The 23,793-nt window shown below is 67.6% G+C and carries 27 protein-coding genes and 1 other RNA gene; 11 read left to right on the forward strand and 17 right to left on the reverse strand.

The features are described 5' to 3' along the window. Position 1: 1 nt before the first annotated feature. From RKE40_RS07665 to ybgC, 3 genes are all read right to left on the reverse strand, one after another. Positions 2 to 451, reverse strand: a complete 450-nt coding sequence (locus RKE40_RS07665; protein ID WP_316017641.1) for a DUF2852 domain-containing protein — start codon at positions 449 to 451, stop codon at positions 2 to 4. A 302-nt stretch (positions 452 to 753) separates the two neighbouring features. Further along, the gene (locus RKE40_RS07670; RefSeq protein ID WP_316017642.1) at positions 754 to 1,401 is read right to left on the reverse strand and encodes a TetR/AcrR family transcriptional regulator; all 648 of its coding nucleotides are present in this window, start codon (positions 1,399 to 1,401) and stop codon (positions 754 to 756) included. Positions 1,402 to 1,458: 57 nt separating this feature from the next. Continuing rightward, complete coding sequence (ybgC, locus tag RKE40_RS07675) at positions 1,459 to 1,884, reverse strand: tol-pal system-associated acyl-CoA thioesterase (RefSeq protein WP_316017643.1); 426 nt, start codon at positions 1,882 to 1,884, stop codon at positions 1,459 to 1,461. A 170-nt stretch (positions 1,885 to 2,054) separates the two neighbouring features. Between ybgC and RKE40_RS07680 the strand changes: the two genes are divergently transcribed. Continuing rightward, positions 2,055 to 2,267 carry a hypothetical protein gene (locus RKE40_RS07680; protein WP_316017644.1) on the forward strand — a complete coding sequence of 71 codons (213 nt, stop codon included), beginning with the start codon at positions 2,055 to 2,057 and terminating at the stop codon, positions 2,265 to 2,267. Positions 2,268 to 2,285: 18 nt separating this feature from the next. On the opposite strand, the gene RKE40_RS07685 is transcribed toward RKE40_RS07680, so the two are convergent. From RKE40_RS07685 to ruvA, 4 genes are read right to left on the reverse strand one after another with little or no spacing between them, the layout of a single operon-like run. Continuing rightward, entirely contained in the window at positions 2,286 to 2,822 is a 537-nt protein-coding gene (locus tag RKE40_RS07685; RefSeq protein ID WP_316017645.1) for a DUF3828 domain-containing protein, read from the reverse strand. Then, positions 2,819 to 3,865 carry a Holliday junction branch migration DNA helicase RuvB gene (gene ruvB / locus RKE40_RS07690; protein WP_316017646.1) on the reverse strand — a complete coding sequence of 349 codons (1,047 nt, stop codon included), beginning with the start codon at positions 3,863 to 3,865 and terminating at the stop codon, positions 2,819 to 2,821. Before ruvB ends, RKE40_RS07685 begins: the two co-directional genes overlap by 4 nt. Then, a complete protein-coding gene (locus RKE40_RS07695) occupies positions 3,862 to 4,347 on the reverse strand; it encodes a GNAT family N-acetyltransferase (protein WP_316017647.1) in 486 nt (161 codons plus the stop codon). The genes ruvB and RKE40_RS07695 overlap by 4 nt, the downstream gene beginning before the upstream one ends. Continuing rightward, on the reverse strand, positions 4,344 to 4,961 hold the full coding sequence (gene ruvA, locus RKE40_RS07700) for a Holliday junction branch migration protein RuvA (RefSeq protein ID WP_316017711.1): 618 nt from the start codon (positions 4,959 to 4,961) through the stop codon (positions 4,344 to 4,346). The genes RKE40_RS07695 and ruvA overlap by 4 nt, the downstream gene beginning before the upstream one ends. A gap of 99 nt (positions 4,962 to 5,060) precedes the next feature. Here ruvA and RKE40_RS07705 point away from each other — a divergent pair, with 99 nt between their 5' ends. Further along, on the forward strand, positions 5,061 to 6,272 hold the full coding sequence (locus RKE40_RS07705; RefSeq protein WP_316017648.1) for an NAD(P)/FAD-dependent oxidoreductase: 1,212 nt from the start codon (positions 5,061 to 5,063) through the stop codon (positions 6,270 to 6,272). On the opposite strand, the gene ruvC is transcribed toward RKE40_RS07705, so the two are convergent. Further along, positions 6,260 to 6,769 carry a crossover junction endodeoxyribonuclease RuvC gene (gene ruvC, locus RKE40_RS07710; RefSeq protein ID WP_316017649.1) on the reverse strand — a complete coding sequence of 170 codons (510 nt, stop codon included), beginning with the start codon at positions 6,767 to 6,769 and terminating at the stop codon, positions 6,260 to 6,262. The two genes, RKE40_RS07705 and ruvC, sit on opposite strands and share 13 nt — an antisense overlap. Before the next feature lie 159 nt (positions 6,770 to 6,928). On the opposite strand from ruvC, the gene RKE40_RS07715 reads away from it, so the two are divergent. Continuing rightward, positions 6,929 to 7,708 (forward strand): TSUP family transporter, encoded by a 780-nt coding sequence (locus RKE40_RS07715; RefSeq protein WP_316017650.1) that lies wholly within the window; start codon positions 6,929 to 6,931, stop codon positions 7,706 to 7,708. A gap of 122 nt (positions 7,709 to 7,830) precedes the next feature. Here the strand turns inward: RKE40_RS07715 and RKE40_RS07720 are convergent, their stop codons facing one another. Then, positions 7,831 to 8,577 (reverse strand): YebC/PmpR family DNA-binding transcriptional regulator, encoded by a 747-nt coding sequence (locus tag RKE40_RS07720; protein ID WP_316017651.1) that lies wholly within the window; start codon positions 8,575 to 8,577, stop codon positions 7,831 to 7,833. A gap of 213 nt (positions 8,578 to 8,790) precedes the next feature. Between RKE40_RS07720 and RKE40_RS07725 the strand changes: the two genes are divergently transcribed. Both RKE40_RS07725 and RKE40_RS07730 read left to right on the forward strand, forming a co-directional pair. After that, positions 8,791 to 10,140 (forward strand): globin-coupled sensor protein, encoded by a 1,350-nt coding sequence (locus RKE40_RS07725; protein WP_316017652.1) that lies wholly within the window; start codon positions 8,791 to 8,793, stop codon positions 10,138 to 10,140. 101 nt (positions 10,141 to 10,241) lie between these two features. Next, positions 10,242 to 12,248 (forward strand): PhoX family protein, encoded by a 2,007-nt coding sequence (locus RKE40_RS07730; protein ID WP_316017653.1) that lies wholly within the window; start codon positions 10,242 to 10,244, stop codon positions 12,246 to 12,248. 20 nt (positions 12,249 to 12,268) lie between these two features. On the opposite strand, the gene RKE40_RS07735 is transcribed toward RKE40_RS07730, so the two are convergent. The 8 genes from RKE40_RS07735 to tkt form a co-directional block, all read right to left on the reverse strand. Beyond that, positions 12,269 to 12,556 (reverse strand): YciI family protein, encoded by a 288-nt coding sequence (locus tag RKE40_RS07735; RefSeq protein ID WP_316017654.1) that lies wholly within the window; start codon positions 12,554 to 12,556, stop codon positions 12,269 to 12,271. Positions 12,557 to 12,580: 24 nt separating this feature from the next. Next, positions 12,581 to 13,171, reverse strand: coding sequence for a TetR/AcrR family transcriptional regulator (locus RKE40_RS07740; RefSeq protein ID WP_316017655.1), 591 nt, complete (start codon positions 13,169 to 13,171; stop codon positions 12,581 to 12,583). Between the two features lie 192 nt (positions 13,172 to 13,363). Continuing rightward, complete coding sequence (fba, locus tag RKE40_RS07745; RefSeq protein ID WP_316017656.1) at positions 13,364 to 14,446, reverse strand: class II fructose-bisphosphate aldolase; 1,083 nt, start codon at positions 14,444 to 14,446, stop codon at positions 13,364 to 13,366. Between the two features lie 94 nt (positions 14,447 to 14,540). Then, complete coding sequence (locus tag RKE40_RS07750; RefSeq protein ID WP_316017657.1) at positions 14,541 to 14,786, reverse strand: hypothetical protein; 246 nt, start codon at positions 14,784 to 14,786, stop codon at positions 14,541 to 14,543. Positions 14,787 to 14,872: 86 nt separating this feature from the next. Beyond that, positions 14,873 to 16,066: a phosphoglycerate kinase gene (locus RKE40_RS07755; RefSeq protein ID WP_316017658.1), complete on the reverse strand. Its 1,194-nt coding sequence runs from the start codon at positions 16,064 to 16,066 to the stop codon at positions 14,873 to 14,875. 35 nt (positions 16,067 to 16,101) lie between these two features. Continuing rightward, positions 16,102 to 16,563, reverse strand: a complete 462-nt coding sequence (locus RKE40_RS07760) for a hypothetical protein (protein WP_316017659.1) — start codon at positions 16,561 to 16,563, stop codon at positions 16,102 to 16,104. A 71-nt stretch (positions 16,564 to 16,634) separates the two neighbouring features. Then, on the reverse strand, positions 16,635 to 17,645 hold the full coding sequence (gene gap / locus RKE40_RS07765; RefSeq protein WP_316017660.1) for a type I glyceraldehyde-3-phosphate dehydrogenase: 1,011 nt from the start codon (positions 17,643 to 17,645) through the stop codon (positions 16,635 to 16,637). 97 nt (positions 17,646 to 17,742) lie between these two features. Continuing rightward, positions 17,743 to 19,746, reverse strand: coding sequence for a transketolase (tkt, locus tag RKE40_RS07770; RefSeq protein WP_390893281.1), 2,004 nt, complete (start codon positions 19,744 to 19,746; stop codon positions 17,743 to 17,745). 320 nt (positions 19,747 to 20,066) lie between these two features. Between tkt and RKE40_RS07775 the strand changes: the two genes are divergently transcribed. The 6 genes from RKE40_RS07775 to RKE40_RS07800 all read left to right on the forward strand — a co-directional run bounded on the left by RKE40_RS07775 (position 20,067) and on the right by RKE40_RS07800 (position 23,790). After that, on the forward strand, positions 20,067 to 20,363 hold the full coding sequence (locus tag RKE40_RS07775; RefSeq protein ID WP_316017661.1) for a DUF4164 domain-containing protein: 297 nt from the start codon (positions 20,067 to 20,069) through the stop codon (positions 20,361 to 20,363). A 30-nt stretch (positions 20,364 to 20,393) separates the two neighbouring features. Next, the gene (locus RKE40_RS07780) at positions 20,394 to 20,762 is read left to right on the forward strand and encodes a cell division protein ZapA (RefSeq protein WP_066476063.1); all 369 of its coding nucleotides are present in this window, start codon (positions 20,394 to 20,396) and stop codon (positions 20,760 to 20,762) included. A 96-nt stretch (positions 20,763 to 20,858) separates the two neighbouring features. Next, a complete protein-coding gene (locus RKE40_RS07785; protein ID WP_390893282.1) occupies positions 20,859 to 21,923 on the forward strand; it encodes a D-alanine--D-alanine ligase family protein in 1,065 nt (354 codons plus the stop codon). Between the two features lie 231 nt (positions 21,924 to 22,154). Continuing rightward, a non-coding RNA gene (ssrS, locus tag RKE40_RS07790) (6S RNA) lies at positions 22,155 to 22,310 on the forward strand. A gap of 6 nt (positions 22,311 to 22,316) precedes the next feature. Beyond that, positions 22,317 to 22,892, forward strand: a complete 576-nt coding sequence (locus RKE40_RS07795; RefSeq protein ID WP_316017662.1) for a 5-formyltetrahydrofolate cyclo-ligase — start codon at positions 22,317 to 22,319, stop codon at positions 22,890 to 22,892. A gap of 73 nt (positions 22,893 to 22,965) precedes the next feature. Continuing rightward, a complete protein-coding gene (locus RKE40_RS07800) occupies positions 22,966 to 23,790 on the forward strand; it encodes a TIGR00282 family metallophosphoesterase (protein WP_316017663.1) in 825 nt (274 codons plus the stop codon). The last annotated feature ends 3 nt before the right edge of the window (positions 23,791 to 23,793 follow it).

Raw genomic sequence — 23,793 nt, forward strand, 5'->3', positions numbered from 1 at the left:
GTCAGGCGTTGCCGCCGGCTTCCGCCTCCGGCGTGCCCCGGCGACGCTCGCTCATGAACTCGTCGAACTCGGCCTTGTCCTTGGCCATGCGCAGCCGGCCGAGGAAATCCTGGAACTCGCGCTGCTCGTCCTCGAGGCGACGCAGCGTCTCCTCGCGGTACTCGTCGAAGGCGCGGTTGCCGCTGGACGGGCCGCGACCCCAGCCACCGAAACCGGAGCGGCCCCAGCCCTGCCCGCCGCCCATGCGGTCGCGCAGGCGGTCCATCTTATCCTGCAGGCGGCTCATCCGATGCTCGTAATGCGCCTGTCCGCAACCATGTCCCATGCGTCCACTCCAAAACAGAAAGACCAGGGTCGCCAGACCCAGGGGCCAGAAGATGATGAAGCCGAGCACCGCAAAGGCGATCCAGGCTCCTTTTCCGTATTCGTCCAGCTTGGCGACGATCGGCATCGTTCCCTCTCGAAACAGATGGCAGCGGCGGGCGCCACTGCCGGCCAACCTCCCCGATCGGCGGATGCCGACCGTGTGAATGTAAATCACATTTACATATCTGGCCGCGACTGCCAAGCGTTTCAAGACGAGACGCAGAAAATTCTGAGTCGCCTCCCCGTCGGCACGGACAAGCCGCCCCCCGCGCACAGCCCCGGGGATCAATGCCTGAGCCCTCTGAATGATGTGCGGACCGCTTCCGGGATGCGACCGGGCTGGCCGGAACGACAGTGCGCGTTGGGCGAAGCCTGCTGCGCCGCCTTTCAGCCAGCCTGCTCGGGCGGCAGGCCGAGACCCTTGAGGTAGACCAGCATCCCGGCCTCCAGCAGGTCGGAAGCCGACATAGGCAAGGGCCGCCTGCCGCCATCGGCCCGGCCGAACAGGGCGGCGACGCCATGCGACATCGCCCAGATATGCAGCGCCATCATCAGCGCCGGCGGCCGCCTGCCCTGAGGCAGTGCCGCGATCAGCGTCTCGGCGGCCTGGCGCAATTGCTGGAAAGAGCGGTCGGCGGCGGCCCGCAATTCCGGGCTGGCATCGAGCGGCACGCCGGCCTCGAACATCGCCGAATAGAAGGCCGGCTCGTCATGCGCGAAGGCGAGATAGGCCCGGCCGAGCCGGTGGAAGGCGGTTTCCGGATCGGGCTTGCCGCCATCCCAGGCCTTGGCCAGGGCGGCCTCGAAGGCAATGAAGCCGCGCACCGCGACATCGGCCAACAACTCGTCGCGGTCACGATAATGGCGATAGGGCGCGGCGGGGCTGACGCCGGCCATGCGGGCCGCCTCGGCGAAGGTGAAGCCGTTCGGCCCCTTCTCGCCGATCAGGCCGAGCGCGGCGCGGATCAGCGCTTCCTTGAGGTTGCCGTGGTGATAGCCCCGCGGCTGACCGGGCTCGTCGCGTTTCCAGCTCATGTTACGGGCACTAACATGGTGCTCGAACCGGGTCGATGCCAGTCCGAGCAGCCCCGCTCAGACGATCTCGAGGCCCAGCCGGTGCCGCAGCACATCGGGGATGCGCCGCGGCTTGCCGCCACCGACACAGGCGACCTTGACCTGCGCCGTGATCAGGACCTCCTCGCCGCGCAGGATGCGCTGGTCGAGCTCCATTGTGGCGCCGCGCGCCAGCGTCGGACGCGTCTCCACCGTCAGGAGATCGTCCATCACCGCCGGCCTGACGAAATCGATCGTCATGCGCCGGACGGCGAAGCCGAGCGCCTGATCGCCGTCGAACAGCTCGCGCTGCTCGATCCCGAGCGCGCGGATCAGCTCGGTGCGGCCGCGCTCCATGAAACGCAAATAGGAGGCGTGGTAGACGACTCCGGAGAAGTCGGTGTCCTCGTAATAGACGCGGACGGAAATCCGGTGGCCGGCGGGCGCAGCGTTCGATTCGTTCATTGAGGCTCTCAGGCGGCCGGCTCCCGAGAGCACAGCCGCGCTTCCTTTCGCGGGCGTGCCGCGAGCTTTAGCCCCGAAGGCAGCGCGACCACAACCGCCCGCTCCGGCCGCAAGGGAACCTCGCCGCCGCCCACAGGTTATCACCGGGCAACCGGACGGAGACCAAATCGATGGAGAAGCTGCGACACGCGGCCCAGCAGGCCAAGGCCCGCAAGGCGCTGGATCGGAAGCGCAAGGCGGAAACCGAGCCGGCCCGGCCGGAAAGTCGCAGCCCCGGCGAGGGCATGCAGCCGATAGAGAGCGATCGCGAAGCGCCGTCCGGCGCACTCGATCATGCCGGCCAGCTTCCGGCCATGCAGCGATCCAAATTCGCGCGCCAGTAGACGCAGCCGGGGCGCGGCTCAGCGCTTGCAGGGCTTGCCCATGAACGAGCCGCAGTCATAGGGCTGCGACAGCGCCGCCCGGACCGAGTAGTCCTTGCCTTCGAACTGGTCGACGATGTCGTCGATGCGCCAGCCGCCATTCTCCAGCACCATCCTGAACTGGACAGCGACGGGCTTGCCGAAGCTGCGGAAGCTGGCAACGACCGTCGCCTTGCCCGGCGCGACGGGGATAGTGTCCAGGCTAAGCTTCTTGATCTCGCCGTCCTGACCGTTGAGGAAGGGATCGGCGCCGATCTGGCCCATATCGCCGCTCTCCTCCTGGTAGAGGTCGTCGCGGGCAAAGAGCGCGGCAAGCTCCCGGCTCATCAGCCTGTCGCGATGCGGCGGACGCCAGGCGGGCTTACCGGTTCCCTTGAGCGTCTTGATGGTGATGGCGTAGGCCTCTGAGACCGGCCCGCGCGGCGAGACGTCGTCCGCTCGCACCGGGGAGGCCGATATGGCGATCTGCCCGGAAAGCGCGAGCGCCAGGGCCAGCGCCTTGCCCCTGCCGATCACGCCTCGTCCTCCTCATCGCCGAACAACCCGAACTGCGCCGTATCGCGCTTGGGCTCGGCCATGCCGAGATGCCGGAAAGCATGCGCGGTCAAAAGGCGCCCGCGCGGCGTGCGCTGCAGGAAGCCCTGCTGCAGCAGGAAGGGCTCGATGATCTCCTCGATCGCGTCGCGCGGCTCGGAGAGCGCCGCCGCGATGGTCTCGATGCCGACCGGACCGCCGCCGAAGTTCACAGCGACCATTGTGAGATAGCGCCGGTCCATCAGGTCGAGGCCGATCCCGTCGACTTCGAGGAGGCTGAGCGCCTTGTCGGCGACCTTGCGAGTGACGATCGCATCGCCGTCGACGATGGCGAAGTCGCGCACACGTCGCAGCAGGCGTCCCGCTATTCGCGGCGTCCCGCGGGACCGGCGCGCGATCTCGTTGGCGCCGTCATCCGACATCGGCACGCCGAGCACCCGCGCGCCGCGCGCGACGATGCCCTGCAATTCCTCGACCGTATAAAACTGCAGCCGGACCGGAATGCCGAAGCGGTCGCGCAGCGGCGTCGTCAGCAAACCGGCCCGCGTCGTCGCGCCGACCAAAGTGAACTTCGGCAGGTCGATCTTGACCGAGCGCGCCGCCGGCCCCTCGCCGATGATCAGGTCGAGTTGGTAGTCCTCCATCGCCGGATAGAGGATTTCCTCGACTGCCGGATTGAGCCGGTGAATCTCGTCGATGAAGAGCACGTCGCGCTCTTCGAGATTGGTGAGCTGAGCCGCGAGGTCTCCGGCCTTGGCGATCACCGGCCCGGAGGTCGAGCGGAAATTGACGCCGAGCTCGCGCGCCACGATCTGCGCCAACGTCGTCTTGCCGAGGCCGGGCGGCCCGACGAACAGGACGTGGTCGAGCGCATCGCCGCGGGTGCGTGCGGCATTGATGAAGACCTGCAGATTCGCCCGCGCCGCCGCCTGGCCGGTGAAATCGGCGAGCGAAAGCGGCCGCAGCGAGCTCTCGCTGTCGTCGTCGCGACGCTCGGGCGTCACCAATCGCCGGGGTTCACTCACAACGCGATCTCCAATTCGAGCGCGTCGCGCACGGGCAGGCCCTGATAGCCGGTCTTGATGATCGTCGGGATCACCGAGCGATAGGCATCAATCGCCTCGACATAAAGCCCCGAGAAGCGGAATCCGAGCTTCTGATAGAATGCCAGCCCCGGCATGTTGTCATTGGTCAGCATGGCCCGCAGCCTGACGGCGCCGCGCGCCTTCGCCGCCGCCTTGACTGCATCGAGCAACCGCTCCGCCGCGCCTTCGCCGGGCTTCAGCGCATGCAGCGCGCAGAGCACCGCGGTGTCGCCGTCGGGAGCCCAGCTCGCCAGTGCCAGCGGCTCGCCGGCGGCCGTGAACAGTCCGAGCAGCGGAATCTCGGCGCAGTCATAGGTCTTCAGCCCGATCATCATGCGATGCGAGCCCCAATGCCGCATCATCAGCGCGAGGAAGGCGCTCTTGTCATCGATCTCGCGGACCAGTTCCGGCGCGCGACTCATTTCGCCAGTTCCTTCAGGCCGAGCCGGATCAGCTGCGCGGTCCCGGCGCCGTCTCCTGCAGCCCGCGAAGCGGCCGCGACCGCGGCCACCGCCTGCGCCTGCGGATAGCCGAGATTGGCCAGGGCCGAGACCGCATCGGCGACCGGCTGCGGCAGCCGCTTGTCGTCGAGCGCGCCGGCGAGCTCGGCGACGCCGGCATCGATATGGCCGAAGGCCGGAGCCTTGTCCTTGAGCTCGGCGCAGATCCGCTGCGCCAGCTTCGGCCCGACGCCGGATGCACGGGCCACCGCCGCCTTGTCGCCGGTCGCAATCGCCGTCGCCAGCGCCCCGGGCTCCAGCGTCGAGAGGATCGCCAGCGCGACCTTGGCGCCGACGCCCTGCACCGTCTGCATCAGGCGGAACCAGTCGCGCTCGGTATCGGACAGGAAGCCGTAGAGCCGGATCGCATCCTCGCGGACATGCGTCTCGATCGAGAGCGCCGCAGCCTCGCCGGTCTTGGGCAGGCGCTGCAAAGTGCGCGACGAGCACTGCACGACATAGCCGACGCCCTGAACGTCGACGATGACGAAGTCCTCGCCATACGAATCGATGAGGCCCTTTAGCTTTCCGATCATGCATCCTGTTAGCATGATCGCCCCTTCCAGCCAGCGCGGATCATTCGCGGCGATCATGCGTTCTCCACCAGGATGGGGGCGCCAAGTGCTGAAGAAGACGTGCTGACGAAGAAGAGGGACCTGCGGACCGGCCGCTCGGTCTGGCAGGAGAAGCGGGCGCCTTCCGTGCCTGGCTGGGAGCTTGCTAGCGATGCGGACGCCGATGTCGTCGTGATCGGTGCCGGCATCTCGGGCGCCATGGTCGCCGATGCGCTGAGCGAAGCCGGGCTGGGCGTGCTGATCGTCGACCGGCGCGGCCCGGTCCGTGGCTCGACCGTCGCCAGCACCGCCCTCCTCCAATACGAGATCGACCAGCCCCTGACCAAGCTCTCCCGCCAGATCGGCGAGGAGGCGGCGATCCGGGCCTGGCGGCGCTCGCGGCTGGCACTGGACGGGCTTGGCGCCCGCATCCGCGCCCTGTCGCTCGCCCCGATGCGCAAGCGCGATTCGCTCTACCTCGCCGGCAACCTGCTCGACGCCGAGGCCCTGTCCCGCGAGGGCGAGGCGCGCCGCCTCGCCGGATTCGAGACCGCCTTTCTCGGCACCGCCGCGCTCAAGGAGCGCTTCGGCATCGGGCGCGGGGCCGCCCTGCTCGGCTACGACAATCTCGAGGTCGATCCGCGCGCCCTCGCCGCAGCGTTCCTGCGCATCGCGATCGCCCGCGGGGCGCGGCTCGCCAGCCCGGTCGAGATCGTCGACATCGATGCCAGGCCGCGTTCCGTCGTCCTGCGTACGAAGGCCGGCGCACGCATAAGCAGCCGCCATGTCGTGTTCTGCACCGGCTACGAGATCCCGTTCGGGCACGAGCCGAAGGGACATCAGGCGATCTCGACCTGGGCGATCGCCACCATCCCGCAGCCGCGCCGCCTCTGGCCGGAGCGCTGCTTCATCTGGGAAGCCTCCGAGCCCTATCTCTATCTGCGCACCACGCCCGATGGCCGCGTGATCTGCGGCGGTGAGGACGAGGATTTCGTCGACGAAGAGGCACGCGACCGTCTGATCGAAGCCAAGACTGCGACCTTGCAGAAGAAGCTCGCCAAGCTGCTGCCCGGCCTCGACACGCGGGCCGATTTTGCCTGGGCCGGCACCTTCGGCGCCTCCACCACGGGGCTGCCGACGATCGGCGAGATGCCCGGGTTGAAGAACTGCTGGGCCGTGATGGGCTTTGGCGGCAACGGCATCACCTATAGCCGCATCGGCGCCGAGATCGTCCGGGCCGGCCTCACCGGCAAGGGCGATCCGGATGCCGAGCTCTACGCCTACCGGGCCTGATACTTCGCCAGCATCGCCCGGGCGCCGCGATGCTGGGCATGGCAGATCGCCACCGCCAGCGCATCGGCAGCGTCGGCGCTCCTCGTCTCCGCCTTGGGCAGCAGCACGCGGATCATCGCCTGCACCTGCTTCTTGTCGGCATGGCCGACGCCGACCACCGTCTTCTTGACCAGGTTCGCCGCATATTCGGCGACCTCCAGCCCCGCCAGCGCCGGAACCACCAGCGCGACGCCGCGTGCCTGGCCGAGCTTCAGCGCCGATTGCGGATCGCGGTTGACGAAGGTCTCCTCGACTGCGACCTCGCCCGGCGCATGGGCGGCGATCACGCCGGCGATGCCGTCGTGCAATTGCCGCAGGCGCTCGGCCAGCGTCGCCTTCTGCTCGCTTTCGACGACGCCGCAGGCGATGAAGCTGAGCTTGGTCCCCTCGCTGAGAATGACGCCCCAGCCGGTCTTGCGCAGGCCGGGATCGATGCCGAGGATGCGAATCGCGTTCATCGGGGCAAACTAGAACCCCGCAGCCTGCGGTGGAACCGCGGCGGGCGATCGATATCTGGCGCTCCGATGCTTGGCGCTCATCGCTGCCATCACTGCAACGGGGGTTGATCGCGCCGCTGCTTGGGGTGAGGTGAAGGCGTCGCCATCGCATCCGAGGCCATGCTGGAATTCCTCGCCCCCTTCTTTCCCGGTCTCACGGTCTCGGGGATAGCCACACTGCTCTTTGCGACCTTTCTCGGCGGGCTGGTCCGCGGCTTCACCGGCTTCGGCTTCGCCATGGTCTTCATGCCGCTCGCCTCGGTCGTGCTCGGCCCGGTCGCGGCGCTCGGCCTGATCTGGCTGATCGACATGCCCTTCGCCCTGCCACTGGCGGCGCGTTCGGCCAAGCGCGCCGAATGGCGCGAGGTCATCCCTCTGCTCGTCGCGGCGACGCTGACCTTGCCGCTCGGTCTCGCTCTGCTGATCTGGCTCGACCAGACGACGATGCGCTGGCTCCTGGCCGCGCTCGTGCTCGGCACCGTCGCGCTGCTGGCATCCGGCTGGCGCTATCATGGCCAGCCGGGCATTCCGCTCTCGCTCGGCGTCGGCGCCCTGTCCGGGCTTTGCAACGGGCTCGCCAGCATCGGCGGCATGCCGCTGGCCGTGTTCTGGCTCGGCGCCCAGCGCAACGACCGGCACAAGACGCGCGCCAACATGCAGACCTATTTCGGCCTGGGCACCATCGTCAGCGGCACCATCCTCTGGATCAAGGGCATCCTCAGCGCCGCCGGCCTGCTGATGGCGCTGCCACTTTTCCTGATCTATGGCGCAGGCCTCTGGATCGGCACGCACGCCTTCGGGCTCGCATCGGAGCAGACCTTCCGTCGCATTGCCTATCTGACGATCTTCGCCAGTGCGATCGTCGGCCTGCCGCTCTGGGATGCGTGGCTCGGGCGATAATGCGCCACAACCGTCATGCTCGCCCTTGTGGCGAGCATCCACGTCTTGACCACTGATCTCGCCGGAGGAAGGCGTGGATGGTCGGGACAAGCCCGACCATGACCCAATCCAGCTGTCCGGCCTCAGCCGCTGAGCTTGGCCATCACATCGTCGGCGATCTCGAAATTGGCGAAGACGTTCTGGACGTCGTCGTCATTGTCGAGCGCCTCCATCAGCCGCATCATCGACGCCGCCTTCTCCTCGTCGAGCGGGGCCGTCGTCGTCGGCCGCCAGACCGGCTTGGCCGAGGCGGGTGCGCCGAGGGCGGCTTCCAGGGCCTTGGAGACCTCGTTGAGCGCATCGAAGGCGCACAGGATGGTGTGGCCGTTCTCGTCGCTGATGACGTCGTCGGCACCGGCCTCGATCGCCGCCTCCATCACCTTGTCGGCATCGCCGGCTTCGGCGGGGTAGCTGATCTCGCCGACCCGGTTGAACATGAACGAGACCGAGTTGCTCTCGCCCATCGCTCCGCCGGACTTGGTGAAGTAGGAGCGCACCGCCGAGGCCGTGCGGTTGCGGTTGTCGGTCAGCGCCTCGACGATGACGGCCGCGCCGCCCGGGCCGTAGCCCTCGTAGCGGACCTCGTCATAGTTCTCGCCTTCGCCGCCGATCGCCTTCTTGATCGCGCGCTCGATATTGTCCTTCGGCATGTTCTCCGCGCGCGCCGCCAGCACGGCCATGCGCAGGCGCGGGTTCATGTTCGGATCGGGCATGCCCATCTTGGCGGCGACGGTGATTTCACGGGCCAGCTTCGAGAACAGCTTGGAACGCACCGCGTCCTGCTTGCCCTTGCGGTGCATGATGTTCTTGAACTGGGAATGCCCGGCCATGGCTTGGTCGCCTCCGCTCTGATCGTTGCGGCAGCCCGGCGCCGCGCGCAGGGGCGGGTTATAGTCAGCCGGATCGGCAGGAAGCAAGCGCGCAACACTGCTTTTTCGCGTTGGCTCACTGCCTTTCGCGCGCGCTTAAGCCTTTGTTTTCGAACTCCTCGCAATGTCCTCGCGAACCTGTCAGCCCATCGCCGAGATCCCAAGAAGTTGCGTATGAGCAACGCCATCGCCCAGCACGACGCGCGTCTGCGCACCTTCCGTATCGACGAATACGACCTTGCCTTGCTGCACGGCCAGCGTGACTTCGCACGGGAGCGCATGCCCGGGCTGCTGCAAGGGCTGCACGACCGTTTCGAAGCTTGGCCCGAGATCCACCGCGCGATGCAGCAGCCGGAGGTCCATGCGCTGCGGCTGGCCCATTGGATCAGGCTGGTCTCGGGCGAGCTCGACGACGACTTCCTGGCATCCGCACGTACGCTCGCCACCGCCTTCCATGACCATGGCGTTCCCGTCCATGGCGTCGCCATCTGCCATGCCATCGTCGGCAATGCGATCGGCGCCGAACTCGGACTGCAGCGCGACGGCCTCGGCCGCCTGCGCTTCTGGCAACGCAAGGAGCTCAACCGGCGTATCGCCCTGCGCGCCGCGCTGCTGAAGGCCATCCAGTTCGACCTGGAACTGCTGCTCGAGACCTACACGCTCGTGCAGAAGCAGAGCCGCGAGACGTCCCAGACTGAGATCGCCGCGTTCGAGGTTACGGTCCGCGACGTCGTCGCTTCGGTCGCCGGCAGCGCCCGTGTGATCGAGACGCTTGCCCGGACCATGAACGACACCGTGCAGGAGACCGGAATGCAGGCCCTCGCAGCAGCCAGCGCCTCCGATGCGGCCTCGGAGAATGTCCGCAACGTCGCCAACGCTGCCGAGGAGCTTTCGATCTCGCTCCGGCACATCGCGGCGGAGGTCACCGGCGCCACGACCAAGACCCATGACGCCAGCGCCGCGGCGCAGACGACCGAGGTCATCGTCAAGAGTCTGGCGCAGTCGGCCGAAACCATCGGCTCGATCGTCGACCTGATCCGCGACATCGCCGAGCAGACCAACCTGCTCGCCCTCAACGCCACCATCGAGGCCGCCCGCGCTGGCGAGGCCGGCCGCGGCTTCGCCGTCGTCGCTCAGGAGGTCAAGCTGCTCTCCGAGCGCACCGGCAAGGCGACCGACGAGATCGCCGCCCAGGTTCCAACGATGCGGGCCCATAGCCGCGAGGCCATCCTTGCCATCGAGAGCATCGCCGGCTTCGTCTCCGGCATGGACCAGACGACCCTGACCATCGCGAGCACCATCGAGCAGCAGCGCGCCGCGACCGAGGAGATCGCCCGCAGCGTCAGCTTTGCCGCGCAGGGAACCCAGGAGGTCGCCCATACCATCGGCGCGGTCAACGAATCGGCCCAGGCGGCCGGCGCCAGCGTCGGCGATGTGCTCGGCGTCGCGCAGTCGCTGACCCGCCAGGCCGAGGGACTGGCCGATGCCTTCGAGAACCTGACGCGTCGCAGCCGCGCAGCCTGAGCTTCGGCTCCAGCACCTCGCGGCGTCACCTGCCTGTCAACCGCTCCGGCTAGCTTGCAACCGTTCCAATCGGAAGCAAGCTTAGGGCATGGAGAGCGGTGATGGGCGACGATACCCAATATGAATCGACCTTCGGCGCGAGCTTGCTCGAGCACGAGGACGCCGCCCCGCAGAACCCGACCGACAACCCGACGATGGGTGAGCTGATCGGCCAGCGCTTCTCGCGGCGCGGCTTGCTCAAGGGCGCGCTCGCCGTCTCCGCGATCTCGGCGACGGTCGAGACCGCGGCGCTGGCGACTGCCGAACGGGCGGAAGCGCGCGGCACCGAAGGCTCGGCCTTCGCCTTCAAGGAGGTCGAGGCCGGCGTCGACGCCGACCATCATGTCGCCGAGGGTTACGACGCCGATGTCCTGCTGCGTTGGGGCGACCCGCTCTTTCCCGACGCGCCGCAGTTCGACCCCACCAAACAGACGCCTGAGGCCCAGGCCAGGCAGTTCGGCTACAACAACGACTTCGTCGGCTACCTGCCCCTGCCCGGCGCGGCTGACCCGTCCGCGCATGGCGTGCTCTTCGTCAATCACGAATACACCAACCCGCATCTGATGTTCCCCGGCGTCGTCGAGATCAAGGACGGCAAGCCGGTGATGAAGAACGCGACCAAGGAGCGCTACGCGATCGAGGCGATGGCCCATGGCGCGACCGTCGCCGAGATCCGCCGGACCGACGGAAAATGGGCGCTGGTCAAGGATTCAAAGCTGAACCGCCGGATCACGGTGGCGACCGAGATGCAGCTTTCCGGCCCCGTCGCCGGCACTGAGCGCGTCCGGACCAAGGCCGACGCCTCGGGCCGCAAGGTTTTCGGCACGCTCAACAACTGCGCGGGCGCGATGACGCCCTGGGGCACCTTCGTCTCCGGCGAGGAGAATTTCCACGGCTATTTCTCCGGCAAGCTGCCGGAAGGCCATCGCGAGGAGGCCAATTACAAGCGCCTCGCCATCCCCTCCTCACCCTATGCCTGGGGCCGTTTCGAAGAGCGCTTCGACCTCGCCAGCGAGCCCAACGAAGCCAACCGCTTCGGCTGGATCGTCGAGGTCGACCCCTTCGACCCGAACTCGGTGCCGAAGAAGCGCACCGCGCTCGGCCGCTTCAAGCATGAGGGCGCCGACAACATCGTCGCCAAGGACGGCCGCGTCGTCGCCTATCTCGGCGACGATGAGCGCTTCGACTATGTCTACAAGTTCGTCACCGCCGGCCGCTTCGACCCCGCGAACCGCGCCGCCAACATGGACCTGCTCGATTCCGGCACGCTCCATGTCGCGAAGTTCACGGCCGACGGCACGCTCGAATGGCTGCCGCTGGTCTTCGGTGAGGGGCCGCTCACCACGGCCAACGGCTTCACCAGCCAGGCCGACGTGCTGATCGAGACCCGCCGCGCCGGCGACCTGCTCGGCGCCACCAAGATGGACCGGCCGGAGGACATCACGCCCGACGGCGTCAACGGCCGCGTCTATGTGATGCTGACCAACAATACCAGCCGCAAGGACGACCAGGTCGACGCCGCCAATCCGCGCGCCAAGAACGCCTTCGGGCACATCATCGAGATCATCGAGGATGGCGGCGACTTCACTGCGACCAGGGGCAAATGGGAAGTGCTGCTGAAATGCGGCGATCCTTCCATCGCCGCGGTCGGAGCGAGCTTCTCGACCGAGACCACGAAGAATGGCTGGTTCGGCATGCCCGACAATGCCGTGGTCGACTCGGGCGGACGGCTTTGGGTCGCGACCGACGGCAACGGCCCCAAGGAAACCGGCCGCACCGACGGGCTTTGGGCGGTCGATACGAAGGGCGCGGCACGCCGCACCTCAAAACTGTTCTACCGCGTGCCGCACGGCGCCGAGCTCTGCGGCCCCTGCTTCACGCCCGACGACACCACCGCCTTCGTCGCGGTCCAGCACCCCGGCGACGACGGCCCGGACTGGCCGGAATTCGGCCGCCGTTCCTATTACGAGGACCTCTCGACCCGCTGGCCGGACTTCAAGCCGGACATGCCGGTGCGCCCCTCGGTGGTGGCGATCACCCGCAAGGGCGGCGGCAAGATCGGCGTCTGATCCTGCCGGCGCCTTGCCGGTCAGTTCAGCAGGAAGGCGAGCCGGTCATCGGCTCGTCCGGCAGCGATCTCGAGGACATCGGCGCTGACGACATCCTCGGCGACGAAGGGGTCCTCGCGCAGGCGCGCATCGAGTTCTTCGCGTGACAGCTTGTGCGCGAGAACCATGCCGCCGCCTCCCGACTTCAGGCTGCCCGTCAGCAGGAAGACGCCATCATCGAAGCCGCGCCTGATCCAGTCGTTATGGGCCGGCATCAGGGCCGCAGCACGAGACTTGTTGGCGGAGAAGCGGAGCGCGACGACGAACATAGGGCTTCCTTTCCGGCAAATTGATCAGGTTGATGAAGCGGCGTTTTCGCGCGGTTCGAGCGCTTTCAGCCAGGCCGACATCTCCTCGACCTCCCGCTGGATGAAGGCCTCGTCGCGAAAGGCGGCGGCCAGGGTCGCTACGCCCTGACTGCGCATCAGCACATGCATCGCCAGCCTGTCCGCTTCGGCCGCACAGCCGAGCGCCGCGAACTGCGAGGCGAGCCAGTCCCGGAACAGGGTGAATATCTCGGCCGCGTGCTGCTGAGCGTCATGGTCGAGCTTCGCAAGCTCGTTGCAGAGCGTGCCGACCGGGCAGCCATGGCGCATGATCTTGGCGCGGTTGGCAGTCAACATGCCGATGAAGCAGCGGATGCGCTCGCGCGGCGTCCCGGCCTCACGCTGCCAGTGCTCCAGCATGCCCCGCGTCCGATCCAGCCGCAGCACGATCACGGCCGCGAGGATCTCGTCCTTCGTTCTGAAATGATAATAGAAATTCCCGCGGGAAATGCCGACGGCCGCCGCGATGTCGGCAAAGGCGGTCGCCTCGTAGCCGCGCTCATAGAAGAGCTGGTCGGCCGCGTCGACGATCTGCTGCCTCGTGGCGGCTGCCCTCACCCGGCCCTCCCCGCTATCCCTGTGGACCGTCAAACCTATTAGGTCATCTGTCCTAAACCTTGTTTAGGACAGATGACCTAGATGGTCAAGACGCAGGCGCCCGCCAAAGCAAAAACGCCGCCGGGAAACCCGGCGGCGCTGGAGATGGGGTCTGCTGCGGCAATGCGGCAGCCGAAGGGCTTGCAGATGAGCTCAGGCCGCCTTCTTGGCGCCGAAGGTCGGGTCGAGCTCGCCCTTGGCGTAGCGCTTGGCCATGTCGGCCAGCGTGATGACGCGCTTGATCTTCGAGGCCTGGCCGGCGGTGTTGAACTCTTCCAGGCGCTGCTTGCAGAGCTTGGTCATCGCTTCCATGGCCGGCTTCAGATACTTGCGCGGATCGAACTCGCCGGGGTTCTCGGACAGGATCTTGCGGATCTGCCCGGTCATCGCCATCCGGTTGTCGGTGTCGATGTTGATCTTGCGCACGCCGTGCTTGATGCCGCGCTGGATCTCCTCGACCGGGACGCCCCAGGTCTGGGGCATCTTGCCGCCATACTGGTTGATGATGTCCTGCAGGTCCTGCGGCACCGAGGACGAGCCGTGCATGACGAGATGCATGTTCGGCAGCTTCTTGTGGATCTCCTCGATGACGTGCATCGCGAGGATCGCGCCGTCGGGCTTGCGAGTGAACTTGTAGGCGCCGTGCGAGGTGCCCATGGCGATGGCCAGCGCATCGACCTTGGTCTCGGCGACGAACTTCACCGCCTCGTCCGGATTGGTCAGGAGCTGGTCGTGGGAGAGCTTGCCCTCGAAGCCGTGGCCGTCCTCCTTCTCGCCCTCGCCGGACTCCAGCGAGCCAAGCACGCCGAGCTCGCCCTCGACGGAGATACCGCCGAGATGGGACATCTCGGTCACCGTCCTGGTCACGCCGACATTGTAGTCCCAGTCGCCCGGTGTCTTGCCGTCGGCCTTGAGCGATCCGTCCATCATCACCGAGGTGAAGCCGGCCTGGATCGCGGTCATGCAGGTTGCGGGCTCGTTGCCGTGGTCCAGATGCACGCAGACCGGGATATGCGGATAGATCTCGGTGACGGCGTCCATCATGTGCTTGAGCATGATGTCGTTGGCGTAGGAGCGCGCCCCGCGCGAGGCCTGGATGATCACCGGAGCGTCGGTGGCGTCCGCAGCCGCCATGATCGCCAGCGCCTGCTCCATGTTGTTGATGTTGAAGGCCGGAACGCCGTAGTCGTTCTCGGCGGCATGGTCGAGCAATTGGCGAAGCGTAATACGGGCCACGATGATCCTCCGGTTGGACTCTGCTTTATCCGGAGGGTTTAGAATCGAACTGTGGCGGACGCAAAGCGAAAGCCGCCGAAAGCGTGAATCCCGCTCAGCGACCGCGTGCTTCGAGCGCCGCGACGCGCTCCTCGACAGCCGCAAGCTCCTCGGCGAAGTTGCCGGTGATCGACTTCGCCATGACGAGCAGGCCAGCCGTATCCCTACGCTGCTTGCGGACGAGATCCCCGAGATCATCAAAGCGCTTGTCGACAGCGTCGAAGCGCCTGTCGTGCTCGGAGAGCTGCGCCTGAATCTTCTTCAGGATCTCGAACATTGCGGTCTGAACATTCTCGCTCATCGCATCGTGGCTCCGACGAAACCGTCACGCCGTAACGAGAACATAGCATAAACATTACGCTACGCAACCGCAGGCTGCGCCGCCGCTCAGCCCTGCCGCAGCGCCTCGACGCCCGGCAGGGCCTTGCCTTCCATCCATTCGAGGAAGGCGCCGCCCGCCGTCGAGACATAGGTCAGGTCGTCGGCCACGCCGGCATGGTTCATTGCCGCGACCGTATCGCCGCCGCCGGCGACCGCGACGAGCCGGTTGGTCCGGGCGCGCTCGGCCACCGCCTTGGCGACCGTCACCGTCGCCGTGTCGAAGGGCGGCAATTCGAAAGCGCCGAACGGGCCGTTCCAGACCACGGTCTTGACCTTGTCGAGCCGCAGCACGACCTCGGCGACGCTGAGCGGGCCGGCATCGAGGATCATCTCGTCATCGGCGACCTCGCCGATCGAGACGACGCGGTGGCCGGGGTTGGCCTTGAACTCGCGCGCCACCAGCGCATCGACCGGCAGAACGATCTCGCAACCCGCCGCCTTGGCCTTCTCCTCAATCTCGCGGGCGGTCGCGACGAGATCGTGCTCGCAGAGCGACTTGCCGACATTGACGCCGCGCGCCGCCAGGAAGGTGTTGGCCATGCCGCCACCGATGACCAGCACATCGACCTTCTTGACGAGATTGCCGAGCAGCTCGAGCTTGGTCGAGACCTTGGCGCCGCCGACGATCGCCATCACCGGCCGGGCCGGGCTGTCGAGGCCGGCCGAGAGCGCCTCGAGCTCGGCCTGCATGGTGCGGCCGGCATAGGCCGGCAGCACATGCGCCAGACCTTCGGTCGAAGCGTGCGCGCGGTGCGCCGCCGAGAAGGCGTCGTTGACGTAGAGATCGCCATTGGCGGCGAGCGCCTTGACGAACTCCGGATCGTTCTTCTCGTCACCGGCGTGGAAGCGGGTGTTCTCGAGCAGCAGTACCTCGCCGTTCTTGGCCGCCGCGACCTCCTTGGAGACATCCTCGCCGATGCAGTCCCCGACGAAGATGACCGGCTGGCCGAGCGCATGGGCGAGCGCCGGAACGACCTGCCTGAGGCTGTTCTTCTCATCGCGGCCCTTGGGACGGCCGAAATGCGCGAGCAGGATGACCTTGCCGCCCTTCTCGGAGATCTCGCGGATCGTCGGCAGCACCCGCTCGATCCTTGTCGCGTCGGTGACCTTGCCGTCTTCCATTGGCACGTTGAGGTCGACGCGGACGAGAGCGCGCTTCCCTGCGAGGTCGGCGTCGTCGAGGGTGCGGAAAGCGGGCATCGCGGTCTCTTCTGAAGGTCGGGGCGTGGGCAGCGTCAGCGCGGCAGGATCGGCGGCAGGATACCGGGGACACCGCTCTTCAGCACGATCACGGTGAGGATCACCGTCAGGATCGCGGTCACGATGCCGGTCAGCAGCAGCGCACCGAAGCGCGGCGTCGCGTTGACGCGCTGGCGCAGCGTCGAAAGCTCGTCGCGCAGCCCGGCGAAATCCATGGTGCCGGCAGCGAGGTCGACCTTCTGGGCGCTGCGCTCGAGCGAAGCCTCGGCGCGCGTCAGAACGGCCTCGTAGCGGGCGAACTTCTCCTCGATCCGGGCCGCCTTCTCCTCGATCCGCGAGAGCTGATCGAGCTTGCGCGGGTCGCTTGCGACGGCCGGTTCGACGGCCTTGATCTCGGCGGCGCGGGCCGCGGCGGCCTCCGCCATGGTCGGGGCGGGAGGAATGATCGCCTCGGGAGCGGGCGACGGGTTCGCGACGGTGGGCTCGATCTTGTTCATGGGCTCTGGCTTTCCCGTTCGTGAAAGTGGAATGGCCGCGCCGGGCGCGGCCATTCAGGGACCCTTCTGGGTCAGATCAGCTTGGCCATGGCGACGGCGGTGTCGCTCATCCGGTTCGAGAAGCCCCACTCGTTGTCGTACCAGGTGAGGATGCGGACGAACTTCTCGTCCATCACCTTGGTCTGGTCGAGCGCGAAGGTCGACGAGGCCGGATCATGGTTGAAGTCCATGGAGACGTTCGGCTGGTCGGTGACGGCCAGGATGCCCTTCAGCGGCCCGCGCTTGCTGGCCTTGATGATGGCGTCGTTGATCTTCTCGACCGTGGTCTTGCGCTTCGCCATGAACTTGAAGTCGACGACCGAGACGTTCGGCGTCGGCACGCGGATCGAGGTGCCGTCGAGGCGGCCCTTCAGCTCGGGGATGACGAGGCCGATCGCCTTGGCGGCGCCGGTCGAGGTCGGGATCATCGAGAGCGCCGCGGCACGGGCCCGGTAGAGATCCTTGTGCATGGTGTCGAGCGTCGGCTGGTCGCCGGTATAGGCATGGATCGTGGTCATGAAGCCCTTGTCGATGCCGACCGCGTCCTGCAGCACGCGCACGACCGGCGCGAGGCAGTTGGTGGTGCACGAGGCGTTCGAGACGACGAGGTGGTCCTTGGTCAGTTCGCCATGGTTGACGCCATAGACCACGGTGAGGTCGGCGCCGTCGCAGGGAGCCGAGACCAGGACGCGCTTGGCGCCGGCGGCGAGATGGGCGGCCGCCTTCTCCCTGGTGGTGAAGATGCCGGTGCACTCAAGCGCGATGTCGACGCCGAGCGCCTTGTGCGGGAGGTCCTTGGGATCGCGCACGGCGGTGACCTTGATCGGCCCGCGGCCGACATCGATCGTGTCGCCGGAGACGGTCACCGTGCCGGGGAAGCGGCCATGCACCGAATCGAAGCGGAAGAGATGGGCGTTGGTCTCGACCGGGCCGAGATCGTTGATCGCCACGACCTCGATGTCCTTGCGCTTCGACTCGATGATCGCACGCAGAACGTTGCGCCCGATGCGGCCGAAGCCGTTGATCGCCACCTTGACCGTCATCTCAATCCTCTCCTTCGCCATTCGGCGGCGCAGCCAGCGCCATTAGTGCGGGCAAATCGGCCAAACCATGGCAGATCCATGGTCTGGCCACAGAAACTCAGGCGTTATGGCGCTTGATTGCGGCTTCCGCCACTGCTTCCGGCGTAATGCCGAAATGCGCGTAGACCTGCTTGTAGGGACCGCTGGCGCCGAAGGAGGACATGCCGACGAAGCCGCCATCGGCCCCGACCACGGCGTCCCAGCCGAAGCGGACCGCGGCCTCGACCGCGATCTTGACCGGTGCCTCGCCGATGATCGCCGCCTTCACCGCCTCGTCCTGCTCAAGGAGCAGCTCGAGCGAGGGCACCGAGACGACGCGGGCGCGCACGCCCTTTTCGGCCAGCAGCTTGCGCGCCGCGACAGCGATCTCGAGCTCGGAGCCCGAGGCGAAGAGCGAGACCTGCGCCTTGCCGCCCTCGGCCGCGAGCAGCTCGTAGCCACCCTTCGCCGAGCGGTTGGTCGCCGCGCCGTCCTGGCGCAGCGGCGCGAGGTTCTGGCGCGAAAGGGCGAGCACGGTCGGCCCGTCGGTGCGCTCCAGCGCGATCTGCCAGGCTTCGGCGGTCTCGATCGCGTCGGCCGGGCGCAGCACGCGCATGTTCGGCATGGCCCGCAGCGAGGCGAGATGCTCGACCGGCTGGTGGGTCGGCCCGTCCTCGCCGAGGCCGATCGAGTCATGCGTCATCACGTAGACGACCGGCAGCCCCATCAACGCGGCGAGGCGCATGGCCGGGCGCGCATAATCGGCGAAGACCAGGAAGGTGCCGCCGGCAGTGCGGAAGCCGCCATGCAGGGTGATGCCGTTCATCGCCGCCGCCATGGCGTGCTCGCGGATGCCGTAGCGGATGTAACGGCCCTTCGGGGTCTTCGGGGTGAAGTCCTCGAGGCCCTTGGCCTTGGTGTTGTTCGACGGCGTCAGGTCGGCCGAGCCGGAAACCAGCTCGGGCATCACCGGCACGATCGCATCGAGCGCCAGCTCCGAGGCCTTGCGGGTCGCGACCGCCTGCGGATTGGCGGCGAGCGCCTTCTTGTGAGCGGCAAGCGCCTTGCCGAGCTTGGCCGGCGGGGTCAGGCCGAGGCGGCGTTCGAACTCGCCGCGCTTGCGCTCGGAGAGGCCGGCGAGCAGGCCCTGCCATTCCTTGTGGGCCGCGGCGCCGGCGGCGCCGAGACCACGCCAGGCCTTGAGCACATCGGCGGCGACCTCGAACGGGCCGCCGGTGATGCCGAGCGCCTTCTTGGCGGCGGCGAGTTCCTCGGCGCCGAGCGGCTCGCCATGCGCCTTGGAGGTGCCGGCCTTCTTCGGCGCGCCGAAGCCGATCACCGTCTTGCAGGCGATCATGGTCGGCTTGTTGGACTTCTGGGCGCGGCGGATCGCGGCCTCGATCGCATCGGGATCATGGCCGTCGACGCGCTCGGACTTCCAGCCGCAGGCCTTGAAGCGCGCGACCTGATCGACCGAATCGGAGATCGAGAGCGGCCCGTCGATCGAGATGCCGTTATCGTCCCAGAGCACGATCAGCTTGTTCAGCTTGTGATGGCCGGCGAGCGCGATCGCTTCCTGGCTGATGCCCTCCATCAGGTCACCGTCCGAGGCGAGCACATAGGTCTTGTGGTCGACCAGCTTCTTGCCGAACTCGGCAGCGAGCATGCGCTCGGCCATCGCCATGCCGACGGCGGTGGCGAGCCCCTGGCCGAGCGGGCCGGTGGTGGTCTCGACGCCCTTGGTCATGAAGTTCTCGGGGTGGCCCGGGGTCTTCGATTCCAGCTGGCGGAACTTCTTGAGGTCATCGAGCTCGAGGCCGCCCGTGCCGGTCAAATAGAGCAGCGCGTAGATCAGCATCGAGCCATGGCCGGCCGAGAGCACGAAGCGGTCGCGGTCGGGCCAGGTCGGCGCGGCCGCGTCGTACTTCATGATGCGCGAGAACAGCACCGCCGCGATGTCGGCCGCGCCCATCGGCAGGCCGGGATGGCCGGACTTCGCCTGCTCGACACCGTCCATCGAGAGCGAGCGAATGGCGTTGGCGAGCCGCTCATGTTGGGCGCGGTCGATCGCTTGCATCGTCATTGGCTCACTCCGGGGGATGGGACATCCGCTCACGCGTGAAAACAGGCCGGCGAGCGGGAAACGGTTGCAGAAAAAGGCGCGCGTTCGATAGGCCCTCGCCGCGAGCGGTGTCAATTCGCTCCGGACAGGCGATTTCGGCGCAATCCACCGCTCCGCGCGGCAAACCTCAGCCGCCCTCTTCCGGCAAATCCTGTGAATCGCCTAGCCGTTCAGAGCCTTAGGGATGGTTCGCAGCGCAGGCCGATCTTTCGGGGTGCGGCGACATGCACTAGGCTCGCGAATCGGATGAGCCGGCTTGACCGGCCTGAAAAGGAAGAAACGTGGCGTCTCCGGCACTGGATCACGCCTTGTCGCGCCTCGAAGGCGCGCTCGGCCAGCTCGAAGCGGCCGCCCGCCGGCGGCTCGAAGCCGAGCGCGGCCGTGCCAATCTCGAAACCGAGCTGACGCTGATGCAGGACGACAGGGCCCGCCTCGCCGTCGAGCTCGACGGCACGATGGCCAAGCTCGGCCATGTCCAGGGCGCCGCCGAGGAGGTCGACCGGCGGCTCGACAAGGCAATGACGGCCCTGCACGAGATGATCACGCGCACCGAAGCGCCTGAAGACGCCGAGAGCTGAAGAAAGAGCAGGTATGCCGCAGGTGCAGATATGCCCCAGGTGAACGTCACCATAGCCGGCAAGGCCTACCGAATGGCCTGCGGCGAGGGCGAGGAGCCCCATCTGGAGGATCTCGCCCGCATTTATGACGGCAAGATCGAGGAAATGCGCCAGGCCTTCGGCGAGATCGGCGACATGCGCCTGCATGTCATGGCGGCGCTGATGGTCGCCGACGAGGTCAGCGAGCTGCAGAGGAAGGTCGCCAGGCTGGAAGACCATCTCGCCTCGCTGCAGGGCGACGCCGGCTCGGCCGACCAGCGCGCCGGCGAGATCGAGCAGCGCGCGGCCGATGCGCTGGAGGCAGCGGCCGAGCGCATCGAGGGCGTGGCGCGAAGCCTGCTGCCGACTGCGGCGGGCTGATCGGAATATCCTCGCGAGCAGCACCGCCGCCTTTGCAATTCCTCAATCATCCCCGACTGAGGCTCGCAGCTGAACGAGTCGATGAAGGCGATGACGATGAGCGACAGGGTCCGGGTGGCAATTCTCCTCGGCGGCAAATCCGCCGAGCACGACGTATCGCTGATGTCCGCCGCCAATGTGGTGAAGGCGATCGACAAGGCGGCCTACGATGTCGTGCCAATCCTGATCACCAAGGCCGGCCAGTGGCGCGAGCTCGAACTTGAGAACGGCGTCCTGCCCGATCCCATCCCGCAGGACGGAGCCGAGCTCTGCCTGCTGCCCGGCGGGAGCGGGCGCCTGCTGCGCCTGCAGGACGGCACTGCGCCGCAGGCCCTGCCGAAGATCGACGTACTTTTCCCCGTGCTGCACGGCCTCGACGGCGAGGACGGCTCGGTCCAGGGCCTCGCAGCCGTCGCCGGCGTCCCACTCGCCGGCTGCGGCATCGTCGGCTCGGCGAATGCGCTCGACAAGGACATCGCCAAGCGGCTGCTGCGCGAGGCCGGGCTCGGCGTCGCCCGCTCGCTCACCGTCCGGCTGGGCGAGATGCTGAGCTTCGATCAGGCGACGGAAGCCCTCGGCCTGCCGCTCTTCGTCAAGCCGGCGCGGCAGGGCTCCTCGGTCGGCGTCAGCAAGGCGACGACTGCCGAAGGCTTCGCCGTAGCGCTGGCCGAGGCCTTCCGCTACGACCGTGTCGTCCTCGTCGAGGAGTTCATCGAAGGCCGCGAGATCGAGCTCAGCGTCCTCGAGCAGGCCGACGGCGAGACCATCGTCTCGCTGCCGGGCGAGATCGCCGCCGCCGCGAGCCATGGCTTCTACACCTATGAGGCGAAGTACATCGACGAGGACGGCGCCCGCGTCGAGGTGCCCGCCAATCTGCCGCCGGAAACGATCGCGAACCTCCAGGCCCTGGCCAAGCGCGCCTTCTACGCGCTCGGCTGCGACGGCATGGCCCGCGTCGACTTCTTCCTGCGGCCGGACGGCAGCGCGCTGGTCAACGAGATCAACACCATCCCCGGCTTCACCGACATCAGCATGTTCCCGAAGGCGCTCGCCGCCAGCGGCGTCGCCTATCCCGACCTGATCGACCGCGTGATCCGCCACGGGCTGGCGCGGGGAGCGTGAGGCGCACCGGTCTCGGAAGCCCTCTCCCGTCATCCCGGACAAGCGGCGAAGCCGCGCCGATCCGGGATCCATTCCCGAGCTTCGCCGAAAGAGGTTCCGGGTCCCGGGTCTCCCTTCGGTCGCCCGGGACGACACGAGCGCCTGACTCGCGACCGCCTCGCCACACGAATTTCTCTGCGCCGACGGCCAAACCCTCTGGCGCTTTGCCGGCATGCGCCTTACCTTGTCTGGGCGGGGCTGCCTGGTGCGTGAGAGTCATGTATTCCCGGGCCCATACGACTCCCTAGGGAGCTGTCCCTGACTGGGTCCCTGGACCCGGACACACGGCGCCCACCTACTTTGTAGGTGTCCCGGGATCGAAATCTCCACGGCCGAGGTGGCTCCGCACTCTCCATGACCGAAGCCGCCTCCCCCGCCCCCTCCCCCCGCAAGGCTGCCCTGCGTGCCGAGGCCCTGGCCCGGCGCGACGCGCTCGAACTCGACGACCGGCTGATCTGGGACGAGGCGATCACCGAGCGCGTTCTGGCCCTGCCCGCCTTCTCGCAAGGCCCGGTCTCCGCCTATTGGCCGATGCGCTCGGAGGCCGATCCGCGCCCGATCCTCGAAGCGCTGCATGAACGCGGCCTGCCGCTCTGCCTGCCGGCGATCGTCGACGGGCGCATGCATTTTCGGCGCTGGGCGCCCTGGGAGCCGATCGTTCCCGGCGGTTTCGGCACGCTGGTGCCTCAGTCCTCGGAAGCCGAGGTCCGGCCGGCGGTGCTGATCGTGCCGCTCGCCGCTTTCGACCGGCGCGGTTTCCGCATCGGCTACGGCAAGGGCTATTACGACCGCGCCATAGCGGAATTGCGCCCGCTCGCCACGGTCGGCATCGGCTACGCCGCCCAGGAAATCCTGGCGGTTCCCGACGAACCGCATGACCGCAGCCTCGACTGGATCGTCACGGAGAAGGAAACCATACGCTGCGCCTGACCCGCTGCACGGTTGATTTGCCGACGCAATCACGGCACTGAAAGCGACCGCTGCTGCCACAGAGACCCCGACAATGCGTCTACTCTTCCTCGGCGACATCGTCGGGCGCGCCGGCCGCCAGGCCGTGCTGGATCGCCTCCCCGGCCTGCGCCAGCGCTGGAATCTCGACTGCGTCGTCATCAACGGCGAGAACGCCGCCGGCGGCTTCGGCATCACCGAGGCGATCTGCGACGAGATTCTCGCCGCGGGGGCCGATGTCATCACCCTCGGCAACCATTCCTGGGACCAGCGCGAGGCGCTGGTCTTCATCGAGCGCCAGCCCCGGCTGATCCGCCCGGCCAATTACCCGCCGGGCACGCCCGGCCGCGGCGCCGCCGTGGTCGAGGCCAGGAACGGCGCCCGCGTGCTCGTCGTCAACGTCATGGGCCGCCTGTTCATGGACCCGCTCGACGATCCCTTCGCCGCGGTCGAGCGCGAGCTGTCCGCCTGCCCGCTGCGCGACGTCGCCGATGCGGTCGTGGTCGATTTCCACGCCGAGGCGACCAGCGAGAAGCTGGCGATGGGCTATTTCCTCGACGGCCGCGCCAGCCTCGTCGTCGGCACCCACACCCATGTCCCGACCGCCGACACCCGCATCCTGCCGGGCGGCACGGCCTACCAGTCCGATGCCGGCATGTGCGGCGACTATGATTCGATCCTCGGCATGCAGAAGGACGAATCCATCCGCCGCTTCCTGCAGAAGACGCCGGGCTCCAGGCTGGAGGCCGCGCTCGGCCAGGGCACGCTCTCCGGCATCGCCGTCGAGACCGACGACGTCAGCGGCCTCGCCAAATCCGTCTCCGCGGTCCGGCTCGGTCCCGAGCTCGATCAGGCCTGGCCGACAGCCTGGGATTCGTAAGGG

The organism is Allobosea rubneri (genome assembly GCF_032464875.1).
GTDB classification, from domain to species: domain Bacteria; phylum Pseudomonadota; class Alphaproteobacteria; order Rhizobiales; family Beijerinckiaceae; genus Allobosea; species Allobosea rubneri.